Source organism: Williamsia sp. z71 (assembly GCF_059553375.1).
Genome location: NZ_JCANWX010000002.1, coordinates 146716 through 169613 on the forward strand (window position 1 = coordinate 146716; position 22898 = coordinate 169613).

The 22898-nt window shown below is 65.2% G+C and carries 22 protein-coding genes; 13 read left to right on the forward strand and 9 right to left on the reverse strand.

All coding sequences use genetic code 11. From position 1 onward, the window contains the following. Positions 1 to 3: 3 nt before the first annotated feature. Positions 4 to 771: a fructosamine kinase family protein gene (locus tag AC51GR_RS04780; RefSeq protein WP_496323469.1), complete on the forward strand. Its 768-nt coding sequence runs from the start codon at positions 4 to 6 to the stop codon at positions 769 to 771. A gap of 29 nt (positions 772 to 800) precedes the next feature. Here AC51GR_RS04780 and AC51GR_RS04785 read toward each other — a convergent pair whose 3' ends face one another. From AC51GR_RS04785 to AC51GR_RS04805, 5 genes are all read right to left on the reverse strand, one after another. Further along, on the reverse strand, positions 801 to 1769 hold the full coding sequence (locus AC51GR_RS04785; protein ID WP_496323470.1) for a DUF6542 domain-containing protein: 969 nt from the start codon (positions 1767 to 1769) through the stop codon (positions 801 to 803). 60 nt (positions 1770 to 1829) lie between these two features. Further along, positions 1830 to 2351, reverse strand: a complete 522-nt coding sequence (locus tag AC51GR_RS04790) for a hypothetical protein (RefSeq protein WP_496323471.1) — start codon at positions 2349 to 2351, stop codon at positions 1830 to 1832. A gap of 149 nt (positions 2352 to 2500) precedes the next feature. Continuing rightward, positions 2501 to 3652 carry a DNA recombination protein RmuC gene (locus AC51GR_RS04795; protein ID WP_496323472.1) on the reverse strand — a complete coding sequence of 384 codons (1152 nt, stop codon included), beginning with the start codon at positions 3650 to 3652 and terminating at the stop codon, positions 2501 to 2503. Positions 3653 to 3751: 99 nt separating this feature from the next. After that, complete coding sequence (locus AC51GR_RS04800) at positions 3752 to 4273, reverse strand: methylated-DNA--[protein]-cysteine S-methyltransferase (RefSeq protein ID WP_496323473.1); 522 nt, start codon at positions 4271 to 4273, stop codon at positions 3752 to 3754. Then, entirely contained in the window at positions 4270 to 5799 is a 1530-nt protein-coding gene (locus AC51GR_RS04805) for a DNA-3-methyladenine glycosylase 2 family protein (protein WP_496323474.1), read from the reverse strand. The genes AC51GR_RS04800 and AC51GR_RS04805 overlap by 4 nt, the downstream gene beginning before the upstream one ends. Positions 5800 to 6007: 208 nt before the next feature. Between AC51GR_RS04805 and AC51GR_RS04810 the strand changes: the two genes are divergently transcribed. The 5 genes from AC51GR_RS04810 to AC51GR_RS04830 all read left to right on the forward strand — a co-directional run bounded on the left by AC51GR_RS04810 (position 6008) and on the right by AC51GR_RS04830 (position 9523). Then, positions 6008 to 6256 carry a hypothetical protein gene (locus AC51GR_RS04810; RefSeq protein WP_496323475.1) on the forward strand — a complete coding sequence of 83 codons (249 nt, stop codon included), beginning with the start codon at positions 6008 to 6010 and terminating at the stop codon, positions 6254 to 6256. Positions 6257 to 6389: 133 nt separating this feature from the next. Then, positions 6390 to 7643, forward strand: coding sequence for an AI-2E family transporter (locus AC51GR_RS04815; protein ID WP_496323476.1), 1254 nt, complete (start codon positions 6390 to 6392; stop codon positions 7641 to 7643). An 83-nt stretch (positions 7644 to 7726) separates the two neighbouring features. Continuing rightward, positions 7727 to 8806 (forward strand): redox-regulated ATPase YchF, encoded by a 1080-nt coding sequence (ychF, locus tag AC51GR_RS04820; RefSeq protein ID WP_496323477.1) that lies wholly within the window; start codon positions 7727 to 7729, stop codon positions 8804 to 8806. Next, on the forward strand, positions 8799 to 9155 hold the full coding sequence (locus AC51GR_RS04825; protein ID WP_496323478.1) for a zinc ribbon domain-containing protein YjdM: 357 nt from the start codon (positions 8799 to 8801) through the stop codon (positions 9153 to 9155). The genes ychF and AC51GR_RS04825 overlap by 8 nt, the downstream gene beginning before the upstream one ends. Positions 9156 to 9181: 26 nt before the next feature. Continuing rightward, on the forward strand, positions 9182 to 9523 hold the full coding sequence (locus AC51GR_RS04830) for a DUF1801 domain-containing protein (protein ID WP_496323479.1): 342 nt from the start codon (positions 9182 to 9184) through the stop codon (positions 9521 to 9523). 19 nt (positions 9524 to 9542) lie between these two features. Here the strand turns inward: AC51GR_RS04830 and AC51GR_RS04835 are convergent, their stop codons facing one another. The 3 genes from AC51GR_RS04835 to AC51GR_RS04845 form a co-directional block, all read right to left on the reverse strand. Continuing rightward, a complete protein-coding gene (locus AC51GR_RS04835; protein WP_496323480.1) occupies positions 9543 to 10523 on the reverse strand; it encodes a pseudouridine synthase in 981 nt (326 codons plus the stop codon). Between the two features lie 64 nt (positions 10524 to 10587). Further along, positions 10588 to 11673 (reverse strand): SDR family oxidoreductase, encoded by a 1086-nt coding sequence (locus AC51GR_RS04840; RefSeq protein WP_496323481.1) that lies wholly within the window; start codon positions 11671 to 11673, stop codon positions 10588 to 10590. 447 nt (positions 11674 to 12120) lie between these two features. Further along, positions 12121 to 13518, reverse strand: coding sequence for a cation:dicarboxylate symporter family transporter (locus AC51GR_RS04845; RefSeq protein WP_496323482.1), 1398 nt, complete (start codon positions 13516 to 13518; stop codon positions 12121 to 12123). 106 nt (positions 13519 to 13624) lie between these two features. Between AC51GR_RS04845 and AC51GR_RS04850 the strand changes: the two genes are divergently transcribed. The 5 genes from AC51GR_RS04850 (at position 13625) to AC51GR_RS04870 (ending at position 19090) form a co-directional block, all read left to right on the forward strand. Beyond that, the gene (locus AC51GR_RS04850; RefSeq protein WP_496323483.1) at positions 13625 to 15190 is read left to right on the forward strand and encodes a sensor histidine kinase; all 1566 of its coding nucleotides are present in this window, start codon (positions 13625 to 13627) and stop codon (positions 15188 to 15190) included. Then, entirely contained in the window at positions 15187 to 15879 is a 693-nt protein-coding gene (locus tag AC51GR_RS04855; protein ID WP_496323484.1) for a response regulator, read from the forward strand. Before AC51GR_RS04850 ends, AC51GR_RS04855 begins: the two co-directional genes overlap by 4 nt. A gap of 216 nt (positions 15880 to 16095) precedes the next feature. Next, entirely contained in the window at positions 16096 to 16641 is a 546-nt protein-coding gene (locus AC51GR_RS04860) for a hypothetical protein (RefSeq protein ID WP_496323485.1), read from the forward strand. Further along, positions 16613 to 17308 carry an HNH endonuclease gene (locus tag AC51GR_RS04865; RefSeq protein WP_496324086.1) on the forward strand — a complete coding sequence of 232 codons (696 nt, stop codon included), beginning with the start codon at positions 16613 to 16615 and terminating at the stop codon, positions 17306 to 17308. Before AC51GR_RS04860 ends, AC51GR_RS04865 begins: the two co-directional genes overlap by 29 nt. Before the next feature lie 141 nt (positions 17309 to 17449). Beyond that, complete coding sequence (locus AC51GR_RS04870; protein WP_496323486.1) at positions 17450 to 19090, forward strand: hypothetical protein; 1641 nt, start codon at positions 17450 to 17452, stop codon at positions 19088 to 19090. Here AC51GR_RS04870 and AC51GR_RS04875 read toward each other — a convergent pair. Continuing rightward, the gene (locus AC51GR_RS04875; RefSeq protein WP_496323487.1) at positions 19050 to 19205 is read right to left on the reverse strand and encodes a hypothetical protein; all 156 of its coding nucleotides are present in this window, start codon (positions 19203 to 19205) and stop codon (positions 19050 to 19052) included. The two genes, AC51GR_RS04870 and AC51GR_RS04875, sit on opposite strands and share 41 nt — an antisense overlap. A gap of 348 nt (positions 19206 to 19553) precedes the next feature. Here AC51GR_RS04875 and AC51GR_RS04880 point away from each other — a divergent pair, with 348 nt between their 5' ends. Both AC51GR_RS04880 and AC51GR_RS04885 read left to right on the forward strand, forming a co-directional pair. Then, positions 19554 to 20801, forward strand: a complete 1248-nt coding sequence (locus tag AC51GR_RS04880) for an amidohydrolase (protein WP_496323488.1) — start codon at positions 19554 to 19556, stop codon at positions 20799 to 20801. Positions 20802 to 20896: 95 nt separating this feature from the next. Continuing rightward, on the forward strand, positions 20897 to 22897 hold the full coding sequence (locus tag AC51GR_RS04885; RefSeq protein ID WP_496323489.1) for an MDR family MFS transporter: 2001 nt from the start codon (positions 20897 to 20899) through the stop codon (positions 22895 to 22897). Position 22898 lies beyond the last annotated feature (1 nt).

Sequence of the window (22898 nt, forward strand, 5' to 3'; positions counted from 1 at the left end):
GCGGTGACCGCACGCGAATTCCGTAAACACCGATCCCATGCGCCTCGCGACTTCTTCGCCGCCGAGGCAGCGGGCCTGCGATGGCTTGCCGATGCCGGGGCCCAGGTGCCCGAGGTGCTCGATGTCGGAGTCGACCACATCACCTTGCGTCGGTTGACCACCGCGGCCCCGACTCGGCGACATGCTCAGGAGTTCGGTGCGGTGCTGGCCCGGGTGCACGGATGTGGTGCCGATCGGTTCGGTAGCCCGCCCGCCGGGTTCACCGGTCAGGTGTTCATCGGGAACCGGCCGATGCCCTCGGTTCCGACCGCCCGCTGGGGTGAGTTCTACGCCCGGCAGCGCGTTCTCGCCTTTGTCGATGATGCGGTGGCTGCCGGAAACCTCGACGGGGCGGACGAAACGGCCACCCGCGAGGCCTGCGAGCTCATCGCGTCCGGGGCGTTCGACGACGGGCAGCCGCCGGCCCGCATCCACGGTGACCTGTGGAACGGCAACGTGATGTGGACCCCCGAGGGCGTGGTGCTGATCGATCCCGCCGCCCATGGCGGGCACCGGGAGACAGATCTGGCGATGCTCGCGTTGTTCGGCTGCCCCGCTCTCGATGCGATCATCGCGGGCTATGAAGAGGTATACCAACTCGTCGACGGATGGCCAGAGCGCATCGCGTTGCACCAGCTGCATCCGCTGGCGGTACATGCGGTGGGACATGGTCCGGGCTATGGGGTCGAGCTCGGCCGGGCCGCGCGGCAGACGCTCGCACTGGCCCGATGACCTGAGAGGTCCCAGGCCTTGGCCACGCGTCAGCGCAGGTCGCGGTCGCGGATCCGCGGCGGCGGTGCGTAGATGATCTGCTCCGGGGCGCGGTAGGCCCGGGCTCCGGCCGGTGGCGGGGGCTGTCGATCGTCGTAGGGTGCCGCGCGACGCGTACGGGGTTCGGGGATCTCCGGTGCCGCACGCCGGCGCCGCGGTGGCGGAACACCGAGGTCGTCGCCCCGTTCGGGCATCCGGGGTTCGGATGCGAGTGGGCGCGGATCGGTGGTGCGGACGGGAGGTCGGTGAGGCTGGTTCACGCGCGGTCGGGGTACTGCCGGGGGTACCGATCCGTCGCCGTCGAGCACTGCGGGGCGGGGTTGTGGCCGGGGCGCTTTCGTGGCGCCGGCGCGGGACTTGTCGGCCCGGGGGTTGTCGCTGCGGGCCTTGTCGGTCGCCGTCTTTCCCGAGGCCTTCCGGGCTTGGTCTGCCGATCGTGGTGCCGCCTTGGCTGCGGTCTTCTTCGGCGACCTCGACGCGGAGGTCTTGCGGTCGCCGGTCTTGACGATCTTCCCGGCGTTCTTGGGATGGGTCAGCCAGACTCGTGCGGCGGCGATCGCCAACACGATGAAGAACGTCCATCCCATCAACGGGAACAGTTTCGCGACCGGCAACGCCACATTGAAGACGAGCTTCTTCAGGCCGGACTCGGAGGCCGACACCAGGAAGTAGAGCGTGATGACTGCCACACCGAACAAGACCAGTGGTGGCTGTGCCACCGCGGTGAACAGTGCGCGGCGGCGCACGGCGAGCACTGCCGCGATGCAGCCGATCATGTAGAGCGCCTTGAATGTGAAGCCGAGGGTCTCGTCGTCGCCTGCGACCACGATCACTGCTCCGACCGAGGTCAGGCCGACTGCCAGCAGCACAGCGCCCCACCATGGCACACCGGGTGCGGTGGGTAGTGCGGATTGCTCATCGAGGGGAACCCCCGAACGCGAGCGTGGCCCAGAAATCACATACCGACCGTACCGGTAAACCCTGAGAAATCCGGTACCGAACGCGTGTGACACTTCGGGTCAGTTCACCGCCGGTTGCGTCGGGCCGGGACGCGAGGCCCCGGCTGCCCGGCCGGCCGCGGGGGCCGAAACCTCGGTGATCTTCAGCTTGGGTGAGCTGCTCAGGCGGCACGCGGAGGCGGTGATCCGGGTGACGCTCGCGCCGCTGCGGACGTGGGTCGATCGGGAGGCCGACTCCCGGCTGATGATCCGTTGCACACTGCCGGTGGTGGAGTTGATCGCCAGGGCGCCGCAACTTCCCCGGGGCACTGCGGGCGTGACCCGCGCTTCCGGGGCAGCGGTGATGTCCGATCCGGCGTCGATGATGTGTGGTGCGGCCGGGCGGGCGGCCGACAGGCCCTGGTTGTAGGAGGTGCCCGATCGGCTGACCAGGACGGCGTCGTGGCCATCTCGCAGGGTGTCGCCGGAGGTGAACGCAAACACCGCGACCGCGGCCATCGTGAGGAGCCATCCTCCGACCACAACGTTGCCCGTGCAGGTGCTGGCGGTGACATCGGACCGACGATCGTGGCTGACAGACATGTGAACGACTCCAGGGGTGAAGGGCAACTGGGATCAGGTTGTCCTGCGATGCTTGGAGGGGGCTTGAAATTCACTAGGAAAATCGGGTCGGCGCATCCAAATTGCTCAGTCGAGCGGCTTGAGGACGACGAATTCCGCAACGGAACGGGTCAACTGAGGCCGATTCCGGTACGCCGGGGCTGGGCGTCGATGGCCACCGGTGGTTCGAGTTCGTCGAGGTCGGAGAACGCGTCGAGGTCGGAGAGTTTGCGGGCGGTGACCGTGACCCGCGAATCGATGGTGCCGATGGCGCTGTTGTACGACTCCACTGCTTTGGTCAGTGATCCGCCGAGCTTGTCCATGTGCCGGGTCACCATGCCGATCCGCTGGTAGAGCTCTTTGCCGAGTTGATGGATCTGTTGGGCATCGCGGGTCAGCGCCTCGTGCCGCCAGCCGAGAGCAATCGTCCGCAGGAGCGCCACCAGGCTGGTGGGGGTGGCGATCACCACGTTGTTGGTGAAGCCGTAGTCGATCAGGTCGGGATCGGAGCGGCAGGCCATCTCGAGGATCGCCTCACCCGGGATGAAGAGCACCACGAACTCCGGTGAGGACTGCAGGGCTTCCCAGTACGCCTTGGACGAGAGTTGCTGGATATGGGTACGCAGCGCTTTGGCGTGTGCGCGGTAGGCCTGTGTGCGGAAGGCGGGATCACTGCTCTCGGCCGCTTCGAGATACGCCGAGAGGGGGACCTTCGCATCGATCACCACGTCGCGCCCACCCGCGAGATGCACCACCAGATCCGGCCGCACCTTCGACGAGTCCGAGGTGGTGCCGCTGACCTGTGTGGTGAAGTCGCAGTGGCGCTGCAACCCGGCCGCCTCGATCACCCGCTCGAGGTGGAGTTCGCCCCACCGTCCGCGGGCCTGTGGTGAGCGCATCGCGCCGGCCAGTTGCTGCGCTTGGTGTCCGAGGTGCTCGGACGTCTCCCGCATGCCGCTGACCTGCTCGGACAGCCCCGCGTAGGCGGCGATCCGGTTGCGTTCGGTACGCCGCAGTTCCCCGGCCAGCGAATCGAGCGTCTCGCGCAGCGGGCCGACGATGTGGGAGACCTGCTGCCCGATGGCCCCTGATTGCCGGCGCGCGGCGTCTTCGCTGGCCGCCGACAGTGACCGGACCAGCAGGTCGTGGTTGGCGTGCGCGGCATCGGCCTCGGCGCGGGCGCGCGCCACCTCCGTCCCGGACTTGTTCGCGTGGACCAGCCATCCCAAGGCGAACCCGACTGCCAGTCCGACGGTCAGCAGTACGACTGCGGTGATACTCATGGTGTTGATGGTGCATCAGAGGTCTGACACATCCGGTTGCGAGTGGTTCGGGACTGCAGATGTGGACAGGTTTTGGACGGATCTACGCGGCCGACGCCGTCACAACCGAGGACTTCGGGCGCGTGGTTCCTCGTGTGCCAACAGCCAGGACTTGATCGGCAGTCCGTAGCGGAAACCGCCGAGCGACCGGTCGGTGCGCAGCACGCGGTGACAGGGTACGAACAGCGCTGCCGCGTTCCGCGCGCAGGCACTGGCGGCGCCTCGGATCGCGGCCGGACGACCGCTGCGGGCGGCGTATTCGGTGTAACTGACCGGCGATCCGGCCGGGATCGTTCGCAGTACGTCCCAGGCGTGCTCGAGGAACTCGCCCGAGCGCTGTCGGACGGGGATGGTGTCGATGGCGGTCAGATCGCCCTGATGGTATCGCTCGGCGGCAGCGGTCACCGCGCCCAGATCAGGCTTGTGGACAAGCGTCAGTGGGCGAATCGACTTGTGTACCAAGGCATTGAGGTAGTCGGCGTCGTCAGACCATCCGGACGCCAGGACCTCGGCGTCGTCGTTGACGATCATCGTGAACGGGCCGGTGGGGGTCAGGATGGTGGACCAGGCTGCGGTGCTCATGAGACCTGCTTTCGTGATGGATCGGGTGCCGGACCGCCGGTGGGGGCAGACCCGAAGGATGGGGAGATGCGAGCGATGGCGTTGTGCCACAGATGCATCGACACATAAGAACGCCAGGGTGACCAGTGCCGGGTGTGGTCGAGACCGATACCTAGTTCGGCGGCCGACCGGCGGACCACCAGATCGGTGTGCAAGAGGATGTCGGGATCGTTCAGCAGGCGCATGATGACGTAGTCGGCTGTCCAGGAGCCGATCCCGCGTTGCGCCAGTAACTGCATGCGCACGTCCGCGGCGGGCATCCCGGCGTGCATCACCAGGGCACCGTCGGCGATCTCGCGGGCCACGCCGCTCACGGCGGCGGTCCGTGCGGCGGGCCCGGTCAAGACCTCCCGGCCATGTTCGGCGATCGCAGAGGCGGTCGGGAACAGATGGGTGATGTCGCCGAGGGGATTCTCGAGGGGTTCGCCGAGGGCGGCCACGAGCTTCCCCGTATGGGTACGCGCGGCGGGCAACGAGATCTGCTGTCCGATCATGGTGCGAACCAACAGCTCTGTGGGATCGGTACTTCCGGGTACCCGGATGCCGCGCATGCGCTCGATCAGCGGGATCAGCGAGAGGTCGGTGCAGAGTGCCTCGTTGGCCGCGGCCACGTCGGCATCCAGATCGAGGAGTTGGCGGATCCGGTGGACCGCGACCCCGAGATCCCGCATGTCGTGCAGATGGATATCGGCCCGGACGTGGTCGGGGTTGATCTGCAATGCGACCACAGCGGGCCCGTGGGGCAGGGCCATCGATCGCCGGTAGAACTCACCGTCCCAGCTCTCGATGCCCGGGACCGCGTGCGCGGTCAGGAACCAGTGCAACCAGGGAGGTGAGAAAGGCTGCCGGACAGCAAGCCTGAGGGTCACCGCGGCGCCGGTGGCGCCTGCCTGCCGGGGAGCGCCCTTGGCTCGCAACTGGGTCGGCGTCTGGGCGAAAACCTCTCGGACGGTGTCGTTGAACTGGCGGATGCTGGCGAATCCGGCGGCGAAGGCGATGTCTGACATCGACATGGTCGTGCACTGGATCAGCATCCGCGCGGTCGTCGCGCGGTAGGCGCGTGCCAACGCGAGCGGCCCGGCGCCGATCTGTTCACCCAGCACCCGATTGAGCTGACGCGGCGAATAACCCAGATGGTCGGCCAGGCCGGTCACCCCGCTGCGGTCGACCAGGCCGTCCTCGATGAGGCGCATCGCGCGGGAGGCCAGATCCGAATTGACATTCCAGCGCGGCGACCCGGGTACCGCGTCGGGAAGGCAACGACGGCAGGCCCGGTAACCCTGTTGCTGAGCGACGGCCGCAGTCAGCACAAACGAGACGTTCGTCGGCTTGGGTGTGATGGCCGGACATGAGGGACGGCAGTAGATGCCGGTGGTCCGGACGGCGACGAAGAACTGGCCGTCGAATCGTGCGTCCCTGGCCTGGAGCGCACGAAAACACGCATCGAAATCGAGGTGCCTCGGATTCGTCGCGGTGTTGATGGGCATGAGACCACTGTCCCAGCCTTCGCGGCGCGAGACTAGCGGAAATCAGACGCCACGATGCGGGCGTGTGGAGCTGGGCGGCAACCACAAAACACCCTGTGGCCCAGGTCACACGAGGGCCAGATCCGAGTCTGGGACTTACGTTCCGGATTTGGACTCTTTCCGCAGGAAAACGGGGACAAATCAGGTATCAGCGTGCCAGGGTGGTCACATGTACGTAACACGATGGGGACGCAAAGAAGCGCCGTTGTCGCAATTCCCCGGTTGGGGCGTGGAGATCATGATGGGTCTCTACGGCGAACAGTCGGTGCGGTCGGCGATCGAAGCGGAAAAGGGTCTGTCGACACTGCCGGCGGCCACCGGCGAGATGTCCGATCAGGCCGAGGATCCGAGCGCGCGGACGCGCGATGACGCCGGCGTCGGCGGCAGGCTTCGCTGGCTGCAACGTCGCCGCGACTGAGGCAACTACCCGAACTTGATCGCGCCGCGTGTCGCACCCCGGCCTCCACGATCTCAAGGTTTGGCGGACAACTTGATTCGGCCGCGGCAGGTCGCCGTGCCGTTCGGGTCGGCGACATGTGACCATTTCAGTCATGGCGACAACACCGGCGGGGGATTCAGCCGCAAAGGGGCCCGGAAACGGGCAAGCTCGGGGCTCCGAGAATGGGAAAGACGTGGTGTCCGGTGCGCCGGATGCGACGAAGAAGAATCGCGGCAAGATCATCGGGGACGGTGGCCATTGGCTGGCCAAACACAGCCTCCGTCTGATCCTGATCGCCGGCGGCGCCTGGGTGCTGGCCTGGATCATCGGCGAGGCCTGGGTCGTCTTGTTGCCGACGGTGCTGGCGATCATCGTCTGCACGGTCCTGTGGCCACCGGTTCGCTGGCTCCGGAAGAGGGGCGTCGGCCCGGCGACATCTTCGCTGCTGGTGTTGTTACTGGCCATCGGGGTGGTGGCAGGCGTCATCAGCGCGATCGCACCCTCGATCGTCGATCAGTCCGGTGATCTCGCGTCGCAGGCCATCGACGGCGTCGAGGAGATCGAGGAATGGTTGCAGGGCCCGCCGTTCCGGGTCAGTGACGAGCAGTTGAACACGGCGGTCGACGCGATCACCGACCGGATCCAACAGTCCAGCACCACGATCGCCTCGGGCGTCTTCACCGGTGTCACCACCGCGACGTCCGTGCTCATCACGTTGTTCACGGTCCTGTTCCTGACGTTCTTCTTCCTCAAGGACGGACCGAAGTTCCTGCCGTGGTTGCGCCGGACCAGTGGCGCACCGGCGTCCGAGCACCTTGCCGAGGTGCTCTCCCGGATCTGGTCGACCCTGGGTGGCTTCATCCGGACCCAGGCGCTGGTGAGCTTGATCGATGCCGTGCTGATCGGCGCGGGTCTGGTGATCCTCGGCGTGCCCTTGGCGTACGCCCTGGCGATCATCACGTTCTTCGGTGGCTTCATCCCGATCGTCGGCGCCTTCGTCGCCGGTGCCCTCGCGGTGCTGGTGGCGCTGGTCGGCAACGGACCTTGGACCGCGCTGATCGTGCTGGGCATCATCGTGGCGGTGCAGCAGCTCGAGGGCAATGTGCTCCAGCCGTGGTTGCAGTCGAAGTCGATGAACCTGCACGCGGCCATCGTGTTGTTGTCCGTGACGGCAGGTGGCACGCTGTTCGGCATCATCGGCGCGTTCCTGGCGGTCCCGGTGGCTGCTGTGGTGGCCGTCGTGTTGCGGTACGTGAACGAACAGATCGGGATCCGGGCGGGCGAAACGGTGGTCGCCAACGGCAAAGACGCCAAGCTGGTGCTTCCCGACGACAACAACGGCGAGATCGAACCCGAGGGGCGCTAGCGGCGTCGACCAGCGGTCCCTGATCGGGCCGCTGGTCGTACGGCCCGCGGGTGACTTGCGGCGGCAAACTAGACTGGCTGCTCGTGAGCCTTACCCTCGGAATCGTCGGATTGCCCAACGTCGGCAAATCCACCCTGTTCAATGCGCTGACCAACAACGATGTGCTGGCCGCGAACTACCCGTTCGCCACCATCGAGCCCAACGTCGGTGTGGTTGAGCTGCCCGATTCGCGGCTGAACCGTCTGGCCGAGATCTTCTCGAGCGAGAAGATCCTGCCTGCGACGGTGTCGTTCGTCGACATCGCCGGCATCGTCAAGGGTGCCTCCGAGGGTGAAGGGATGGGCAACCAGTTCCTGGCCAACATTCGTGAGGCCGACGCCATCTGTCAGGTGGTCCGGGTGTTCTCCGACGACGACGTGGTGCACGTCGACGGTCGCGTCGACCCGGTTTCCGACATCGAGGTGATCGAGACCGAGCTCATTCTCGCCGACATGCAGACGCTGGAGAAGGCGCTGCCGCGGCTCGAGAAGGAGTCTCGGAAGAACAAGGAGCTCGTCGAGGTCCTCAACGCAGCTCAGGAAGCCCAGAAAGTCCTCAACGAGGGCAAGACGCTGTTCTCGCAGAAGGACAAGCTGGACTTCGCGAAGCTGCGTGAGCTGCACCTGATGACCACCAAGCCGTTCTTGTACGTGTTCAACGCCGACGAGTCCGTGCTGACCGATCCGGAGCGCATTGCGAAGCTCAAAGAGCTCGTGGCACCGGCAGATGCGGTGTTCCTCGACGCCAAGGTGGAGAGCGAACTGCTCGAACTCGACGCCGATGACGCCAAGGAACTGCTCGACTCGATCGGCCAGGACGAGCCCGGCCTGCATGCGCTGGCCCGCGCCGGATTCCACACCCTGGGTCTGCAGACCTACCTGACCGCCGGACCGAAAGAGTCCCGCGCCTGGACGATCCACAAGGGCGACACCGCACCTCAGGCCGCCGGTGTCATCCACACCGACTTCCAGAAGGGCTTCATCAAGGCCGAGATCGTCTCGTTCGACGACCTCGACGCCGCCGGCTCGATGGCAGCTGCCAAGGCTGCGGGCAAGGTGCGGATGGAAGGCAAGGACTACGTGATGGCGGACGGCGACGTGGTCGAGTTCCGCTTCAATGTTTGACATTGTTCCTCCGTGTCCGGCGTGTGCGAGTGAGTTCGCGTACGAGTCGGGCGCGTTGCTGGTCTGCTCGATGTGTGGTCACGAGTGGGCGCCCGGTGCGGGCGACGACGCCGAGTCCAGGCCCGTCGTCACCGATGCGGTGGGGAACGTTCTCGCCGATGGCGACACCGTGACCATCGTCAAGAGCCTGAAGGTCAAAGGTGCCGGTGGTGGGGTCGTCAAGATCGGCACCAAGGTGCGCGGCATCCGGCTGATCTCCGACGGTGTGGGCGATCACGACATCGACGCGAAGGTCCCGGACTTCGGTCAGATGCAGTTGAAGTCGAGTGTGGTGAAGAAGGTTCTCTGACGGGAGCTTTCCGTTACCGTGGCCCCATGAGTGACGATTGGCGGGAATCCCGGGTCGGTGAGGTGCGGTCGTTGATCAGGCAGGCCGAGCCGGACATCGTCGAAGAAGCGAAGTGGCGTAAGGCCGCCAATCCCGATGGCGTGCCGACGTTTTCGCTCGACGGTCTCATCTGCACACTCGAGACCTATAAAGACAAGATCAAGGTGACCTTTGCCAAAGGCGCCTCCCTGCCGGACCCGGCGAAGCTGTTCAACGCGAGTCTCGATGCGGGTGTCCGGCGTGCGATCGACATCGGTGAGGCGGATGCACTCGACGCCGACGCCTTCGTGGCGTTGGTCCGATCCGCCGTCGCCCTGAACCGGGGATAGCCAGAGGCGCGAGCGCGTTCTAGCGCTCCGGCACCGGTGCTTCGCTCAACGTCCGACGCGTGATGAACTGTCGTGGCTCTCCCGACAGCGGATCGGTGAATTCCAGTTCCCGCGCGAGTAATTGGAGCGGGAGGGCATGATCATCCGGCTCTTCGGTGAGTAGCTCCGGATACCAGGTGTCGCCGAGGATCCCGATGTCGAGTGCTGACAGATGCGCTCGCAACTGGTGTTTGCGGCCGGTGTGCGGACGCAGGATCGTGTGCAACACGCTACGTCCGGAGGCGCTGACGCCGTGGCCCCGCACCTCGACCACCGTCTCGGAATTGGCCTCGATGAGGTCGTCGACGCGCACTCGCAATTCGCCGCGCCGGGCCGCGATGTGGTTGCGGTAGACGACAGGGAAGGGGCGACCGGCAACTGTCGGTGCATCCGCGTTCCACCCCGGCGGCTGCGCCGACACGGCCTCGTAGACCTTGGTGACACGCCGCTTCTCGAAGAGCGACTGGTAGGCGCCGCGGGTGGCGGGTCGGGCCGAGAACATCAGCAGGCCGGCTGTCGCGCGGTCGAGGCGGTGGATTGGTGTCAGATCGGGATTGTCGAGGCGGGTCCGCAGCCGGACCAGCGCTGATTCCCGTAGATACCGGCCGCCCGGGGTGGTCGGGAGGAAATGCGGTTTGTCGATCACCACGAGATCGTCGTCGATGTGCAGGATCTCTTCGGCGAACGGGATCGGATCTTCAGCGGGTAGTTCGCGGTAGTACCAGACGAACGGGTCTACGCCGCCCAGAACGGTGCCACGACTGATCGGACTGCCGTCGGTACCCACGATCTCGCCGTCGTCGAACCGCCGATAGAGGACGTCTGCGTCCAGGTGATCGAACGTCGCGACCATGTACTCGGCGACCGTCGCCCACGGCCCGGACGTGGGGATACGTAGCCTCGTCGGTCCGACGCCGTCCTTGACGGGGAGCGGTGCGGGCATCGGCATGGGTGCCATCATCGCACCGACCTCCGCAGCAGGCCCGGGGACGTGGGTCTGCTGCGGTCGTCTGCGCTTGAAGAGATCACCTGGTGGGCAGGATGCCGGACTCCCGATAGCGGCTGACCTTGTCGGCAAAGCTCTCTACCGTGGAACGGAAGCCGAGGAACCCGGCCTGCTTGCTCTTGTTCATGTCTGTCAGGCACTCGATGTCGCGACCGAGGTCACTGTCTGTATGCCACCACGACGCGAGCCGTCCCACGTCCGGCTCGGCAAGACCGTACCGCTCCGCGATCTTGGCCCATACCTGCGGCGCGTCGCCCATTCTGTCGTCGAGCGGTCGCGGCGACTGTTCGAACCCGACGGGCTCCACCCCGAACATCTCGGCCACCTGAGGCCACAGCCAGCGCCACCGGAACACGTCGCCGTTGGCGATGTTGAAGGCCTCGTCCTTACCGTTGGGATCTGTTGCAGCCCAGAGCATCTGCTCACCCAGGAGGTCCGCGTCAGTCACATCGGTCAACCCGTCCCACTGCGTTTTCGAACCGGGGAACACGAACGGGGCCCCGGTTTCGCGGCAGATCTCGGCGTACACGGACAGGGTCAGCACCATGTTCATGGCGTTGCCAACGGCATAGCCGAAGACGGTGTGGGCCCGGTGCACGCTCCAACTGAAGCCGTATCGTTCAGCGGCTGCAAAGAGCTCGTCTTCCTGGGCGTAGTAGAAGTTCGGAGTGTCCAGCCGCGGCTCGTACTCGTGAAAAGGCGTGTCGGCCATGACGCCGGTTGCATAGTCGTCGAACGATCCGAGGTAGTGCTTGAGTCCGGTCAGGAGTGCAACGTGCCGTACCGAGCCCTTGTCTCCCAGCACACCCAGCACGTTGCGAACCGTGGCGCTGTTGACCTCGATGTTCTTTTCCTCGGAGTCCTGCTTCATCCACGCTGTGAGGAAGACGATGTCCGGTCTGACATCGGCCAGCGCCTCCGCCAGTGATCCGGGATCAAGGAGATCCGCGGCCACCGGAATGACACCATCCACCGGGTTACGCGATCCCCGCGCCAAACCGTAAGTTGTCCAGCCATTGTCAACGAGCTGAGCGCTGATGGTCTGCCCGGCGATTCCGGTTGCGCCTACGACGAGGGCAACACCGGGCGTGCTGTTAGAAGTCATTTGATCGATCCAATCCGAGATCTGCCGCCCACGAGGACCGACCCACTCGACGAACATTGAACTCGACGTTGTCGGATGCGGTTTTACGCGTCTGGCTCACTGCGGAACCCGTAGACGAGCATTTAAGGCGTGCTGGCTGAGAAGATCCCAACAGGTCCACTGTACATGCGAACGTGCCGGTGATCTGGCACACATGGCACACCGGTATTCGGAGCCACTTCTACTTCGCCGCAACAGATTTGGGGATAGTGCCGAAACCATCTCCAGAATTCGCTCCGGTCGCCCGCAGGTGTTCCTGGTGCAAACTGGAGCACCTGAACCCAAGCGGAGCGGATGGCCCCCGGAATGAACGCGGTCGAGAAAAGAATGTGCGGATGGTGTTGGGGGAGAGGGGGATTGGTTCTGCGCCGCGGCTCCCGGGGGAGCCGCGGCGCAGTGTCGGTCGCTCTAGGCGGTGACGGCCGTTTTCGGAGTGCTCGCGTCCTCGGTCTTGTCCCAGCGGTCGTCTCCGTCGTCGACCATGGACAACTCGTCGAAGGGATCCTTGCCGGCGAGAACATTGTTGACCTTGTCCATGTCGACAGTCTTCGTCCAGGAGCCGACGAGCATCGTTGCGACGGCATTGCCGGAGAAATTGGTGACCGCACGGGCCTCGGACATGAACCGGTCGATGCCGACGATCAGACCCACCCCGTCGAGGAGTTCGGGACGGTGGCTCTGCAGGCCACCGGCGAGGGTGGCCAGTCCGGCGCCACTGACCCCGGCTGCGCCCTTGGAGGCGACGATCATGAACACCAGCAGCGAGATCTGCTCACCGAGGGCGAGTGGGTCACCCATCGCTTCGGCGACGAACAGCGATGCCATCGTCAGGTAGATCGCGGTGCCGTCGAGGTTGAACGAGTATCCGGTCGGGACAACCACACCGACGGTGGTGCGCTGGACACCCAGATGTTCCATCTTGGCGATCAACCGCGGCAGGGCCGACTCGGACGACGAGGTGGCGAAGATCAACAGGTACTCGCGGGCCAGGTAACGCACCAGCTGGAAGATCGAGACGCCGGACACCAGGCGCAGCAGCAGACCGAGGATCACGAAGACGAAGATCGCGCAGGTCACGTAGAAGCCGAGCATCAGGGTCAGCAGTTCGGTGATGGCGCTCCAACCGGTCTGGCCGACCACATTGGCGATGGCACCGAATGCGCCGATCGGGGCGAGCCACAGGATCATGCCGAGAACCTTGAACACGACCTTCTGGATCAGCTCGATCGCCCGCAGGATCGGGTCACCGCTCTTGGTGGGGAGAGCCTGGATGGCGAAGCCGACCAGCAGAGCGATGAAGAGGGTCTGCAGGACGCTGCCCTCGGTCAGTGCCGACAGCATCGAGGTCGGGATGATCGACTGGAGGAAGTCCATCGTGCCGCCGGCTTCGTGGGCCTTGTCGGCGAGTTCTGCGCCGGTGCCCATCTTGGACGGATCGATCGTGAGCCCGCTGCCGGGGCTGAGCAGATTGCCCACCACGAGCCCGATGGCCAGCGCCACCGTCGACATCAGAAGGAAGTAGCCGAACGCCAGGCCGCCCACTTTGCCGACCGTTGCGGCCGCCCGCACCGAGCCGATGCCCAGGACGATGGTGCAGAAGATGACCGGGCTGATCATCATCTTGATCAGGCTCACGAACATGGTGCCCAGAACACCGAGGTCCTCGCCCACACCGGGAGCGACGAATCCGACGATGACACCGGCGAACACCGCGACGATCACCGCGATGTACAACCAATGTGTCCGGTCACGCCGCTTGGGAGCCGGTGGCTGCTCTTGTGTCGGACGGTCTTCTGTCGTTGTCATGATCGACTTCCTTTGTGAAGGAGTGAGGAACGGGGTCTGAAAGAATGGTGTTCGCCAAAGTGAGCGAGGTCACTATTAAGTTCATTTCGTTCAGGCGGAGAGGTCGATGACGAGATTGGTGCCACGCTCCCTGGCAGGTCAGGCCATTGTGTTGCAACTCGTTGTGGTCGCGGTGATCGTGCTCGCGGGGAGTGCACTGGCTTTCCTCGACGCCCGCCGTGACAGTGACTCGGCAGCGCGCCAGCAGGTCCTCGGTATCGCCAGTACCCTGGCGCAGTCGTCCTCGACGGCATCAGCCATCGAATCCGGTACCGCGGCGCAGATCCTGCAACCGGTGACCGAGCGCATTCGCGAGGACACCGGGATCGAGTTCATCACGATCATGGCGCCCGATCGGACCCGCTTCACCCACACCAACCCGGCCCTTATCGGCCAGGACTACCTGGGCACCATCGAACCGGCACTGGAAGGCCGAACCTTCACCGAGGTCTACACCGGGACCCTCGGGCCCTCCGTCAGGGCGGTGGCCCCGGTCCGTTCGTCATCGGGGGAAATCATCGGCCTGGTGTCGGCGGGTATCACCCAGCAAACCCTCGGGCAGCGCTGGCGGGACGAGCTTCCGCAGATCATCCTGGTCGCGCTCGCCGCATTGGGGGTGTCACTGATCGGGATCTGGGCGATCGGGCGACGGTTGCTCCGGCAGACCCACGGCCTCGGACCGACCGAACTCCAAGTGATGTACGAGCACCACGACGCGATCCTGCACTCGGTCTCGGAGGGACTGATCGTGCTCGACCGGCGTGGTGTCGCGTTGGTGAACGACGAGGCCCGGCGCCTGCTGGCACTACCGTCGGGCGAGATCGACACAGAGTCCCTGCCGCTGTTCCTGCGCTCCTACTCTCCCGGTGCGCGCGATGAGGTTCATGTCACCGGCGACCGGGTGCTCGTGGTGAACCGTTCTCACGTACCCGGTGAGCGGTCTCCCGACACCGAGGTCGTGACCATCCGGGACCGCACCGAGTTACAGGGTGCGCTGGGTGAACTCGACTCGATGAAGGTGTTTGCCGAATCGCTGCGCTCCCAGGCCCACGAATCCGCGAACCGATTGCACACCATCGTGACGCTCGTCGAGATGGGGCGCGGCGATGAGGCCGTGAAGTTCGCAACCACCGAGTTGGAACTGTCCCAACGTCTCGTCGACCGCCTGTCCGGAGCCGTCGGCGACCCTGCTCTCGCGGCGCTGTTGCTCGGCAAGAGCGCCCAGGCCGACGAACGTGGCATCGGCCTGACTGTCACCGACGACACCGAATTGTCCTCGAACACAGAGGAAGTGCCGCTGTCAGGCCTGGAACTGGTCACCGTCGTCGGAAATTTGATCGACAACGCTCTCGACGCGTGCGACCGCGAGGACCCGTGGGTGGAGGTCACGGTACGACTGGACGGGGACGACTTGCTGATCCAGGTCGCCGACAGCGGCCCCGGGATGGACCCTGCGGAGTTCTCCAGAGCGACGGCGCGCGGCTATTCGACGAAGGCCGGGAGTGAGCACGGGCGGCGTGGTCTGGGTCTGGCGCTGGTCGCCCAGGTCGTCGCTCGACACCACGGCAGACTCACCGCGGAGATGACATACGGTTCGGTGGTGACGGTGCGCATCGGCAAGGAGTCGCGATGATCAATGTGCTCATCGTCGAAGACGAACCATTGATCGCCGAGGCTCATAGCGCCTATCTAGGGAGAATCCCCGGCTTCACCGCGGCTGCGCAGGTCCATACAGCCCGGGAGGCAATGCAGGCTGCCGTCGCGGCATCGGCCAGTGGAGCCCCGATCGACCTGGTGCTGCTCGACATCGGCTTGCCCGACGCCACCGGTATCGATCTCGCGTCTGCGTTGTCGGGCCTGCGCCCAGCGCCCGACATCATCGCGATCACGTCGGAACGCGACCTGGAGATCGTGCGCGCCGCGGTCGCCAATGGGGCGCTGGCATATCTGCTGAAGCCGTTCACCTTCGCGGCGTTTCGCGATCGACTCGAGCGCTACCGGCGGTACCGCGAGGCTCTCCCTGCCGGTACCGACGCCGCCAGCCAAGCCGAGGTGGACCGGGCCTTCGCCGAATTGCGCACGGGCCCAGACCGGTCCGCCGCGCGGAAGGGCGCTGCGCCGGGTACCACCGACCAGATTGCAAAAGTTGTCCGCGACACCGTCGGCGGCATCACTGCCTCCGACGCGGCCAAGAGTGTGGGGGTATCGCGGGTGACGGCATGGCGTTACCTCGAGAGGCTGGCTGAAGAAGGAACGTTGGTGCGCCACACCGATTATGGCAACGCCGGGCGGCCGAAGATCCGGTATCAGTGGCGTCGTTGATCCGGTGATCTGAACTGGCGGTAGTTCGAGTTGCTTCGTAAACTATCTAAATGCGTTGGTGATCAGCGGGTTTCACCGACCATTTCCTTGCGAACATGCGTTCGAGCCGGTACGGTGGAGTCAATCGGCCACACGCCCCACGTATCTGACGCCTTCCCCGCAGACACACTCCGGTCGACGTTCCCGGTTCGTGTTCCCGCTGGAAGGTGCTGTGCCATGCGAATACTCGAGATGGTCGACGATATCGTTGACCTGCTGATACCCGATGACGCGGACGCGGTGTTGGGGGTGGTGAAAGATCTGATCACGCTGCGCAACACTGCTGAGCATCAGTTGGCGGTGTGTGCGGCGGTGATCGACGAGTCGGGTATTGCCCGCAAGGCGGGGTCGACGACGTCAAAGTTGTTGCAGGCCAATGGTGCGGCGCCGGCATCCGCACATCGGTGGCTGCGGATCGGGTCTGGCTTGGCCGGCCTGGATCGTACGGCCGGATATTCGCGCGACGGGTTCTTGTCATCCGAACACGTGGACGCGGTGGTCAAGGGTGTGGCGCATGTGGTCGGGCGGTCCGAGGATCCGGTCACCGCCGAGCAGAAGATCGGGTTCGAGCGGAAACTGTTGAACCACGCCATCTCCCGGGGCGCCACCGGCAGAGATCAGCGCCGCCGCCCGAGCGCTGGGCAACGAGATCGCCAAAGACACCGGTGGGCCGCCGCCGGCCGAAGACCGGTCGCTGAACAGTCTCGAATACAAAGTTCGTGAGGGCCGCTGTGTCGGCACGTTCGATGTGGATGCTGTCATCGGAGAAAAGTTGCACTCGGCGTTGGACCGGTGGTCCCGGGCCCGTTCCGAACCCGATGGCTCGGATGATCCGCGTTCCCCGACCCAACGTCGCGCGGATGCGCTGCATCAACTGTTGGACTGCGGCGGTGGTGGGCAAACGTTGGTGTCAGCGCCTCGCACCGAGGTGATGGTCACCGTTCCTGCCGATCATCCCGAGGCCGCCACCCTGCCGTGGATGGGTCCGGTGACTGAGGCGACCGCCGCAATGTTGGCGTGTGATTCGGCGATCACCCCGATCATTCTCGATGGGCAGGAGGTGCCGGTTGATCTGAGTCCGCCGAAACGGTTGTTCACCGGTCTGGTCCGCAAAGCCATCATCATCCGCGACGTCTGCTGTGTGAAATGTGGTGGTCATGCCAGCTGGTCGGACTGTCACCACATCGTGCACTTCGTGGACGGCGGTGCGACCACTCTGGAGAACGGGTGCCTGCTCTGCCGGACCTGCCATATGGCCGTTCACAACACCGGCTGGGACGTGATCATGGGCTCCGACGGGCACCCGTGGATGATCCCGCCCGCTGACATCGACCCCCAGCGAAGACCCCTACCGGCCTACAACCGACGCACCCTGACCCTCGCCGCCTGACTCAACCGACTCTCCACTCCAGCGCACCCGAGATCTTTCGGGACCGCGCATGCATCCTTTACAACTCCATAGTGTGAAAGCACGGTGCTACCGTCCAGACAACTGGGCGGTAGCACCGGTGGCCCATGGCATAGTCCGTGCATGCAGTCTTCTCTGGCCCGCCGCATCAACCTTCGATGTGCCGGGGTTGTTGTCGCGCTCATGACAGTCGTCGGCACGGCCACCGCCATCGCCTCGCCGGTCGCCGGCGCCGGGCCCGCGGGATGTGTCCCATTCGGGACTGCGCAGCTGCCACCGGGGGCTCCGTCCACGGGGGATCGCACCGGGCTGGACACCTTTGCCACGTACCGCGGCGCGAATGCACCTGCTCGTGTCGATCTGCGCACTGAACGCACCCAGTTCAACCACTACTGGGAGTTCGTCCTCGTCGACGGGGAGCTGCTCACCCGGCCGCGGGAGGGCGGTGCGCCCTGGCGGATCGTCCGATTGCCGTCGTGCCTGAACGGCGCGATCACCGCCATCTCACTCGACGACGACGAACTCGTCGGGATTGATCGTGCCGGGTGGATCTACACCATGGACAACGTCACCCAGTCACCGTTGTCGTGGAACTGGACGTCGGGGTGGGGCGCGTTGCTGTGGCTGGGGCCCGGTCGTACGCTGCCCGACACACGCACCGGCGGGTGGGCGCTCAGTGTCACCTCGCCGACCGCGAACGGCGAGTACGCAGACATCGCCGGCCGCGTGCATCCCAGTGGTCAGGCCAAGATGACGATGATCCCGGCGCTCACCGGCGACGGCAGCCGCATCACCTACGCCGACCCGTGGCTGCCCAACGACAACAGCTACGAGATCGGTGGCCCGCTGGGTGGGCGCTTCCGATCGGTGTCGCTGTCGGCGGCGGCGTCCACCACCTTCGTGATGAACCGTTATGGCGACATGTACACCCGGACTTTCGATTTCGACTCATCCGGGTCGGACTCGGTGTTCTTTCGCTACAGCTGGGAGCCGCAGACCGGTAAACCGAGTGCGACGGACCTCAACCAGGAGACCTGGGATCGTTCGACGGCGGCGGTGCAGTTACCCGCGCCGGACTGGACGCGCCAGCCGAAAATTCCGGGTGAGATCGCCTCCAGCATCACGGTGATCTCCACCGGACCGGGGGTCGAGAAGCGCGAGCTGCGGGTCGAAGGCCGCGACGATGGTCGTACCGGCTTCTGGCGTAAGGACATCCACGCCCCGGCTTGGACGTTCGTGCCCACGGATTCGCCGCTGCAGGGCGGCATGGTGGAGAACTCTGCGACCGATCGCTCCGCCGAGACACTGGCTCCGCCCAAACCGTGGAACCTGTCGGCATCACTGCCGTCGCGGGACGCCGCGGTCGATGGTCAGACACTCATCGACATCGGGCTGCCCTACAGCGTGGTCGACCCGCGGCTGCTCGAGGCGGTGGGATTACACGCCGGACCGTCCGGGTACCGGTTGGAGGTCGCGAACTTCGATCCCGCGGCGACCACTCGCGACGCCGTTGTGATCACCGGGGCGGGCAGCCGGATACCGGTGCAGTTGCACACCGCGGACGGCATGCGGATGACGCCGGGACACGTGGGCCTGACGTCGACGCCGCGCCATCTCATCGGTGCGGTCGAAATCCCGCAGGTGGCATATCTGCAGCGCACCGATGATCCGGAGTTGGCACAGTTCGTGAACTCGTGGATGCGCGGCAAGTCGATCGCGCCGATCACCTTGAGTGCGACAACCTCTGATCTGGTGATTCGCTGACGACCTCCGCGGGTGGCGGCTGCCGGACCGTGCTGATGGCGAGCGAGATGATCGTCGCCGCGACCAGCGCGAATATGGCTGTTGCCAGGACGATTTCGAAGACTTCGGCGCTCATGATTGACAGTGTGCAACCGGCGGGATGGCCACACCATTGGCTGAAACGACAATCTTCGAAAAGATCCGGCCACCGCCTTGCCGCCCGTTGATTTGGTTCCGGTGAAGCTGATTCGATTCCGCTGCGCGCAGATCAATCTGGTGCATTCGGGGCAAACGGTCTGTCCCGCATGGCTTCTGATCAGTACATACCGGACGTGAGATCGGGTGGGGCGGGTTTCTCTGATAAGGGTTCCCGGCGCTCCCGCGGGTCGTAGGGTTGTTTCACGGAGTCTGGGTGGTGGCAAAGGCCGCTGCCGACGGCGCCGGGTGACACCCGCGGTCGGGCAATCAGGGAGGACTCATCCCCATGGCCATTCAAGACGACATCAAGATCGATCCGGCGCTGCAGGATTTGTACAAGGACATCCATGGTCATCCAGAACTCGGATTCCAGGAGCATCGCACCGCAAAGATCGTGGCAGATCGGCTCACTGCCTTGGGCTTCGAGGTCACTACCGGTGTGGGTGGGACCGGAGTCGTCGGAGTGCTGAAGAACGGGTCCGGCCCGGTGGCCCTGCTGCGGGCCGACATGGACGCGTTGCCGGTCAGAGAAGACACCGGACTGGATTACGCGAGCACCGTGACCGCCACCGACCAGAACGGCAAGACCGTTCCGGTCGCGCATGCATGTGGGCACGATCTGCACACGACCTGCCTGCTCGGCGCGGCGCAGGTCCTGTCCACCGGAACCGACACCTGGCGCGGTACTTTGCTACTGGTCTTCCAGCCGGCCGAAGAACTCGGTGCCGGCGCGCAGGCCATGATCGACGACGGGATCTTCGGCCGCTTTCCAAAGCCCGATGTGGTACTCGGCCAGCATGTCTCGCCGCTGCCGGCCGGAAAGATCGCCGGCCACGCCGGGGCGTCGTACGCCGGGTCGGATTCGCTCCGTGTCCATCTCGTCGGCAAAGGCGCCCATGGGTCGATGCCGGAGGCGTCCGTCGATCCCGTGGTCCTTGCCGCCGCAACGGTGCTGCGGTTGCAGACCATCATCTCCAGGGAGATCCCGAGTACTGCCACCGCAGTCCTGACCGTCGGATCCATTCACTCCGGCGATGCCGCGAACGTCATCCCCGGCGACGCCGAACTGCAATTGAACATCCGGTCATACACCCCGCAGGTGCGACAGCGCGTTCTCGACAGTGTTGACCGCATCGTCAAAGGTGAGGCGGCCGCCGCCGGTGCTCCGCAGGAACCGACGATCACGGAGATCGAACGATTCCCCGTCGTCACCAACGACGCCGAAGCGCTGGGTAAGACCCTCGACGTCTTCGCCGGCTGGCTGGGAGAAAGCAACATTCTCGACCCGGGTGCGGGTGCGGGCAGCGAGGATGTGGGGATCTTCGCCACCAGTTCGGGTGCGCCGCTGTCCTATTGGCTGCTCGGGGGCGCCGATCCGTCGTTGTTCACGACGGGCGACATGACAGACCCCGCGTTGCTGAAAGTGCCGTCCAACCACTCGCCGCACTACGCTCCGGTCATCGAACCCACGATGTCGATCGGCATCAAGGCACTGGTTGTGGCAGCCCGGACCTGGATGCCCGCCGGGGCATAGGCGCAAAGAGGTGAAATCGTTTTCCCGCATATGCGCAGCGGGTTCCTGCGAGACTCGAAAGGTCAATCCCGGGTCGACGAGGACAGGACCGGATCATGACCGAAGCCAAGAGTGCGGACACCGGTGCGCCCGCGGGTGAACTAGAGAAGCGGAAGATCTACGCGATCTTCGGCGGACTGATGTTGGCGATGCTCTTGGCCGCTCTCGATCAGACCATCGTGTCGACGGCCCTGCCGACGATCGTCGGTGACCTCGGTGGTGCCGAGCACATCACCTGGGTGGTCACCGCTTACATGCTCGCCACCACGGTGACGACACCGCTGTGGGGCAAGCTCGGAGATCTCCTCGGCCGTAAGCCACTCTTCATCCTCTGTGTGGTGATCTTCCTGGTCGGTTCGGCACTGTGTGGCCTCGCCGGTTCCATGTGGCAGTTGATCGGTTTCCGGGCATTGCAGGGCGTCGGAGGTGGCGGCCTGATCGTGCTGGCGCAGGCGATCATCGGTGATGTGGTGTCCGCGCGTGAGCGCGGCCGCTATCAGGGTATGTTCGGCGCGGTTTTCGGATTGGCCAGCGTCGCCGGACCGTTGCTCGGTGGCTACTTCGTCGACAGTCTCAGCTGGCGGTGGGTCTTCTACGTCAACCTGCCGATCGGGGCGATCGCGTTGGTGGCGGTCTTCTTCGTGCTGCCGAACACGTCGGCGCAGGCCAAGCCGAAGATCGACTACATCGGGGTGTTCCTGCTCGCGTGTGCCGCGACCTCCATCGTGCTGGTGACCAGTTTCGGCGACACCTGGGGTTGGTCGTCGGTGCGGGTGCTGGGCCTGAGCGCTTTCGGAGTGGTCTGTGTTGTCGCGTTCGTTTTTGTCGAACAGCGCGCGGAAGAGCCCGTGATCCCGTTGCGGCTGTTGACAAACCGGGTGTTCGCAGTGGCCTCGTCGGTCAGCTTCGTGGTCGGATTTGCGATGTTCGGTGCCATCACCTTCATGCCGTTGTTCCTGCAGAACGTTCGCGGGGAATCACCGACCGAGTCGGGCCTGAACATGATCCCGATGATGGTCGGAATGTTGATCACCTCGATCGGCAGTGGCCAGCTCATCAGCAGGACGGGGCGCTACAAGCTGTACCCGATCCTCGGCACCGCGATCTTCACGGTCGGTCTGTACCTGCTGTCCATGATGGACCGTTCGACATCGGACGTCGCGATCGCGCTGTCCCTGTTCGTTCTGGGCACCGGCCTGGGCATGGTGATGCAGGTCTTGATCCTCGCCGTGCAGAACGGGGTGGAGTTCCGGGACCTCGGAACCGGGACCAGCGGCGCGACCTTCTTCCGCACGATCGGCTCAGCGGTCGGTGTGGCTGTATTCGGTGCGGTCTTCAATGCTCGATTGAGTTCGGAGCTCTCCGGGACCTCGCCGCCCGCCGGTGCCCTGGGTCGATGTTCGCCCGATGTTCTGGAGGCGTCGCCGGCCACGGTGCGCACCTGTCCGTCGGGTGTCGAGGAGTGGTTCTTGAACAACTACGCCGACACGTTCGGGGTGGTGTTCCTCGTTGCCGTTCCGATCGGTGCCCTGGCCTTTGCGCTCTCGTGGCTGCTGCCCGAGGTACCACTGCGTGAGGTCACCAAGATGCCCGACGTCGGAACGTCATTCGGCATGGCCGGTGGGAGGTCGTCGCTGGAGGAGTTGCGCCTTCAGATCTGGCGCACCCTGGCCCGCGAAGACAAGCTCAGAGCCTGGGAGCTGGTGGTCGACACCGCGGACAGCCCGTTGTCGCGTGGGGAGGCGTGGATGGTCAGCAGGGTCGCCGAGGAGGGCACCCGCGAGCTCCGGTCGATGTCCGAGGCCTCGCACACCCCGCTGCCCAAGGTCGAGGAGACCGCGCGGCAGCTCGAGGCACGGGGGCTCATCACCGTCAGCCACGGGATGGCACTGATCACCCCGGAGGGTGTGAAGGAGGCCCAGCGGCTGTTGGACGCACAGCGACAACGCCTTACCGAGTTCGTCGCCAACTATCCGGGTGGCGACGACGCCGATGTCCAGGAGTTGCTCGATGCGATCGCGCGGCGCCTACATGCCGAGGCGCCGCAGCCCGCTTGAG

What these genes read in the sequence shown, in the direction of transcription:
- AC51GR_RS04790 (WP_496323471.1), bottom strand. Translation starts at nt 2,351, where the DNA reads ATGTCTGTCAGCCACGATCGTCGGTCCGATGTCACCGCCAGCACCTGC.
- AC51GR_RS04795 (WP_496323472.1), bottom strand. Translation starts at nt 3,652, where the DNA reads ATGAGTATCACCGCAGTCGTACTGCTGACCGTCGGACTGGCAGTCGGG.
- AC51GR_RS04800 (WP_496323473.1), bottom strand. Translation starts at nt 4,273, where the DNA reads ATGAGCACCGCAGCCTGGTCCACCATCCTGACCCCCACCGGCCCGTTC.
- AC51GR_RS04805 (WP_496323474.1), bottom strand. Translation starts at nt 5,799, where the DNA reads ATGCCCATCAACACCGCGACGAATCCGAGGCACCTCGATTTCGATGCG.
- AC51GR_RS04810 (WP_496323475.1), top strand. Translation starts at nt 6,008, where the DNA reads ATGTACGTAACACGATGGGGACGCAAAGAAGCGCCGTTGTCGCAATTC.
- AC51GR_RS04815 (WP_496323476.1), top strand. Translation starts at nt 6,390, where the DNA reads ATGGCGACAACACCGGCGGGGGATTCAGCCGCAAAGGGGCCCGGAAAC.
- AC51GR_RS04825 (WP_496323478.1), top strand. Translation starts at nt 8,799, where the DNA reads ATGTTTGACATTGTTCCTCCGTGTCCGGCGTGTGCGAGTGAGTTCGCG.
- AC51GR_RS04830 (WP_496323479.1), top strand. Translation starts at nt 9,182, where the DNA reads ATGAGTGACGATTGGCGGGAATCCCGGGTCGGTGAGGTGCGGTCGTTG.
- AC51GR_RS04835 (WP_496323480.1), bottom strand. Translation starts at nt 10,523, where the DNA reads ATGATGGCACCCATGCCGATGCCCGCACCGCTCCCCGTCAAGGACGGC.
- AC51GR_RS04840 (WP_496323481.1), bottom strand. Translation starts at nt 11,673, where the DNA reads ATGACTTCTAACAGCACGCCCGGTGTTGCCCTCGTCGTAGGCGCAACC.
- AC51GR_RS04845 (WP_496323482.1), bottom strand. Translation starts at nt 13,518, where the DNA reads ATGACAACGACAGAAGACCGTCCGACACAAGAGCAGCCACCGGCTCCC.
- AC51GR_RS04850 (WP_496323483.1), top strand. Translation starts at nt 13,625, where the DNA reads ATGACGAGATTGGTGCCACGCTCCCTGGCAGGTCAGGCCATTGTGTTG.
- AC51GR_RS04855 (WP_496323484.1), top strand. Translation starts at nt 15,187, where the DNA reads ATGATCAATGTGCTCATCGTCGAAGACGAACCATTGATCGCCGAGGCT.
- AC51GR_RS04860 (WP_496323485.1), top strand. Translation starts at nt 16,096, where the DNA reads ATGCGAATACTCGAGATGGTCGACGATATCGTTGACCTGCTGATACCC.
- AC51GR_RS04870 (WP_496323486.1), top strand. Translation starts at nt 17,450, where the DNA reads ATGCAGTCTTCTCTGGCCCGCCGCATCAACCTTCGATGTGCCGGGGTT.
- AC51GR_RS04875 (WP_496323487.1), bottom strand. Translation starts at nt 19,205, where the DNA reads ATGAGCGCCGAAGTCTTCGAAATCGTCCTGGCAACAGCCATATTCGCG.
- AC51GR_RS04880 (WP_496323488.1), top strand. Translation starts at nt 19,554, where the DNA reads ATGGCCATTCAAGACGACATCAAGATCGATCCGGCGCTGCAGGATTTG.
- AC51GR_RS04885 (WP_496323489.1), top strand. Translation starts at nt 20,897, where the DNA reads ATGACCGAAGCCAAGAGTGCGGACACCGGTGCGCCCGCGGGTGAACTA.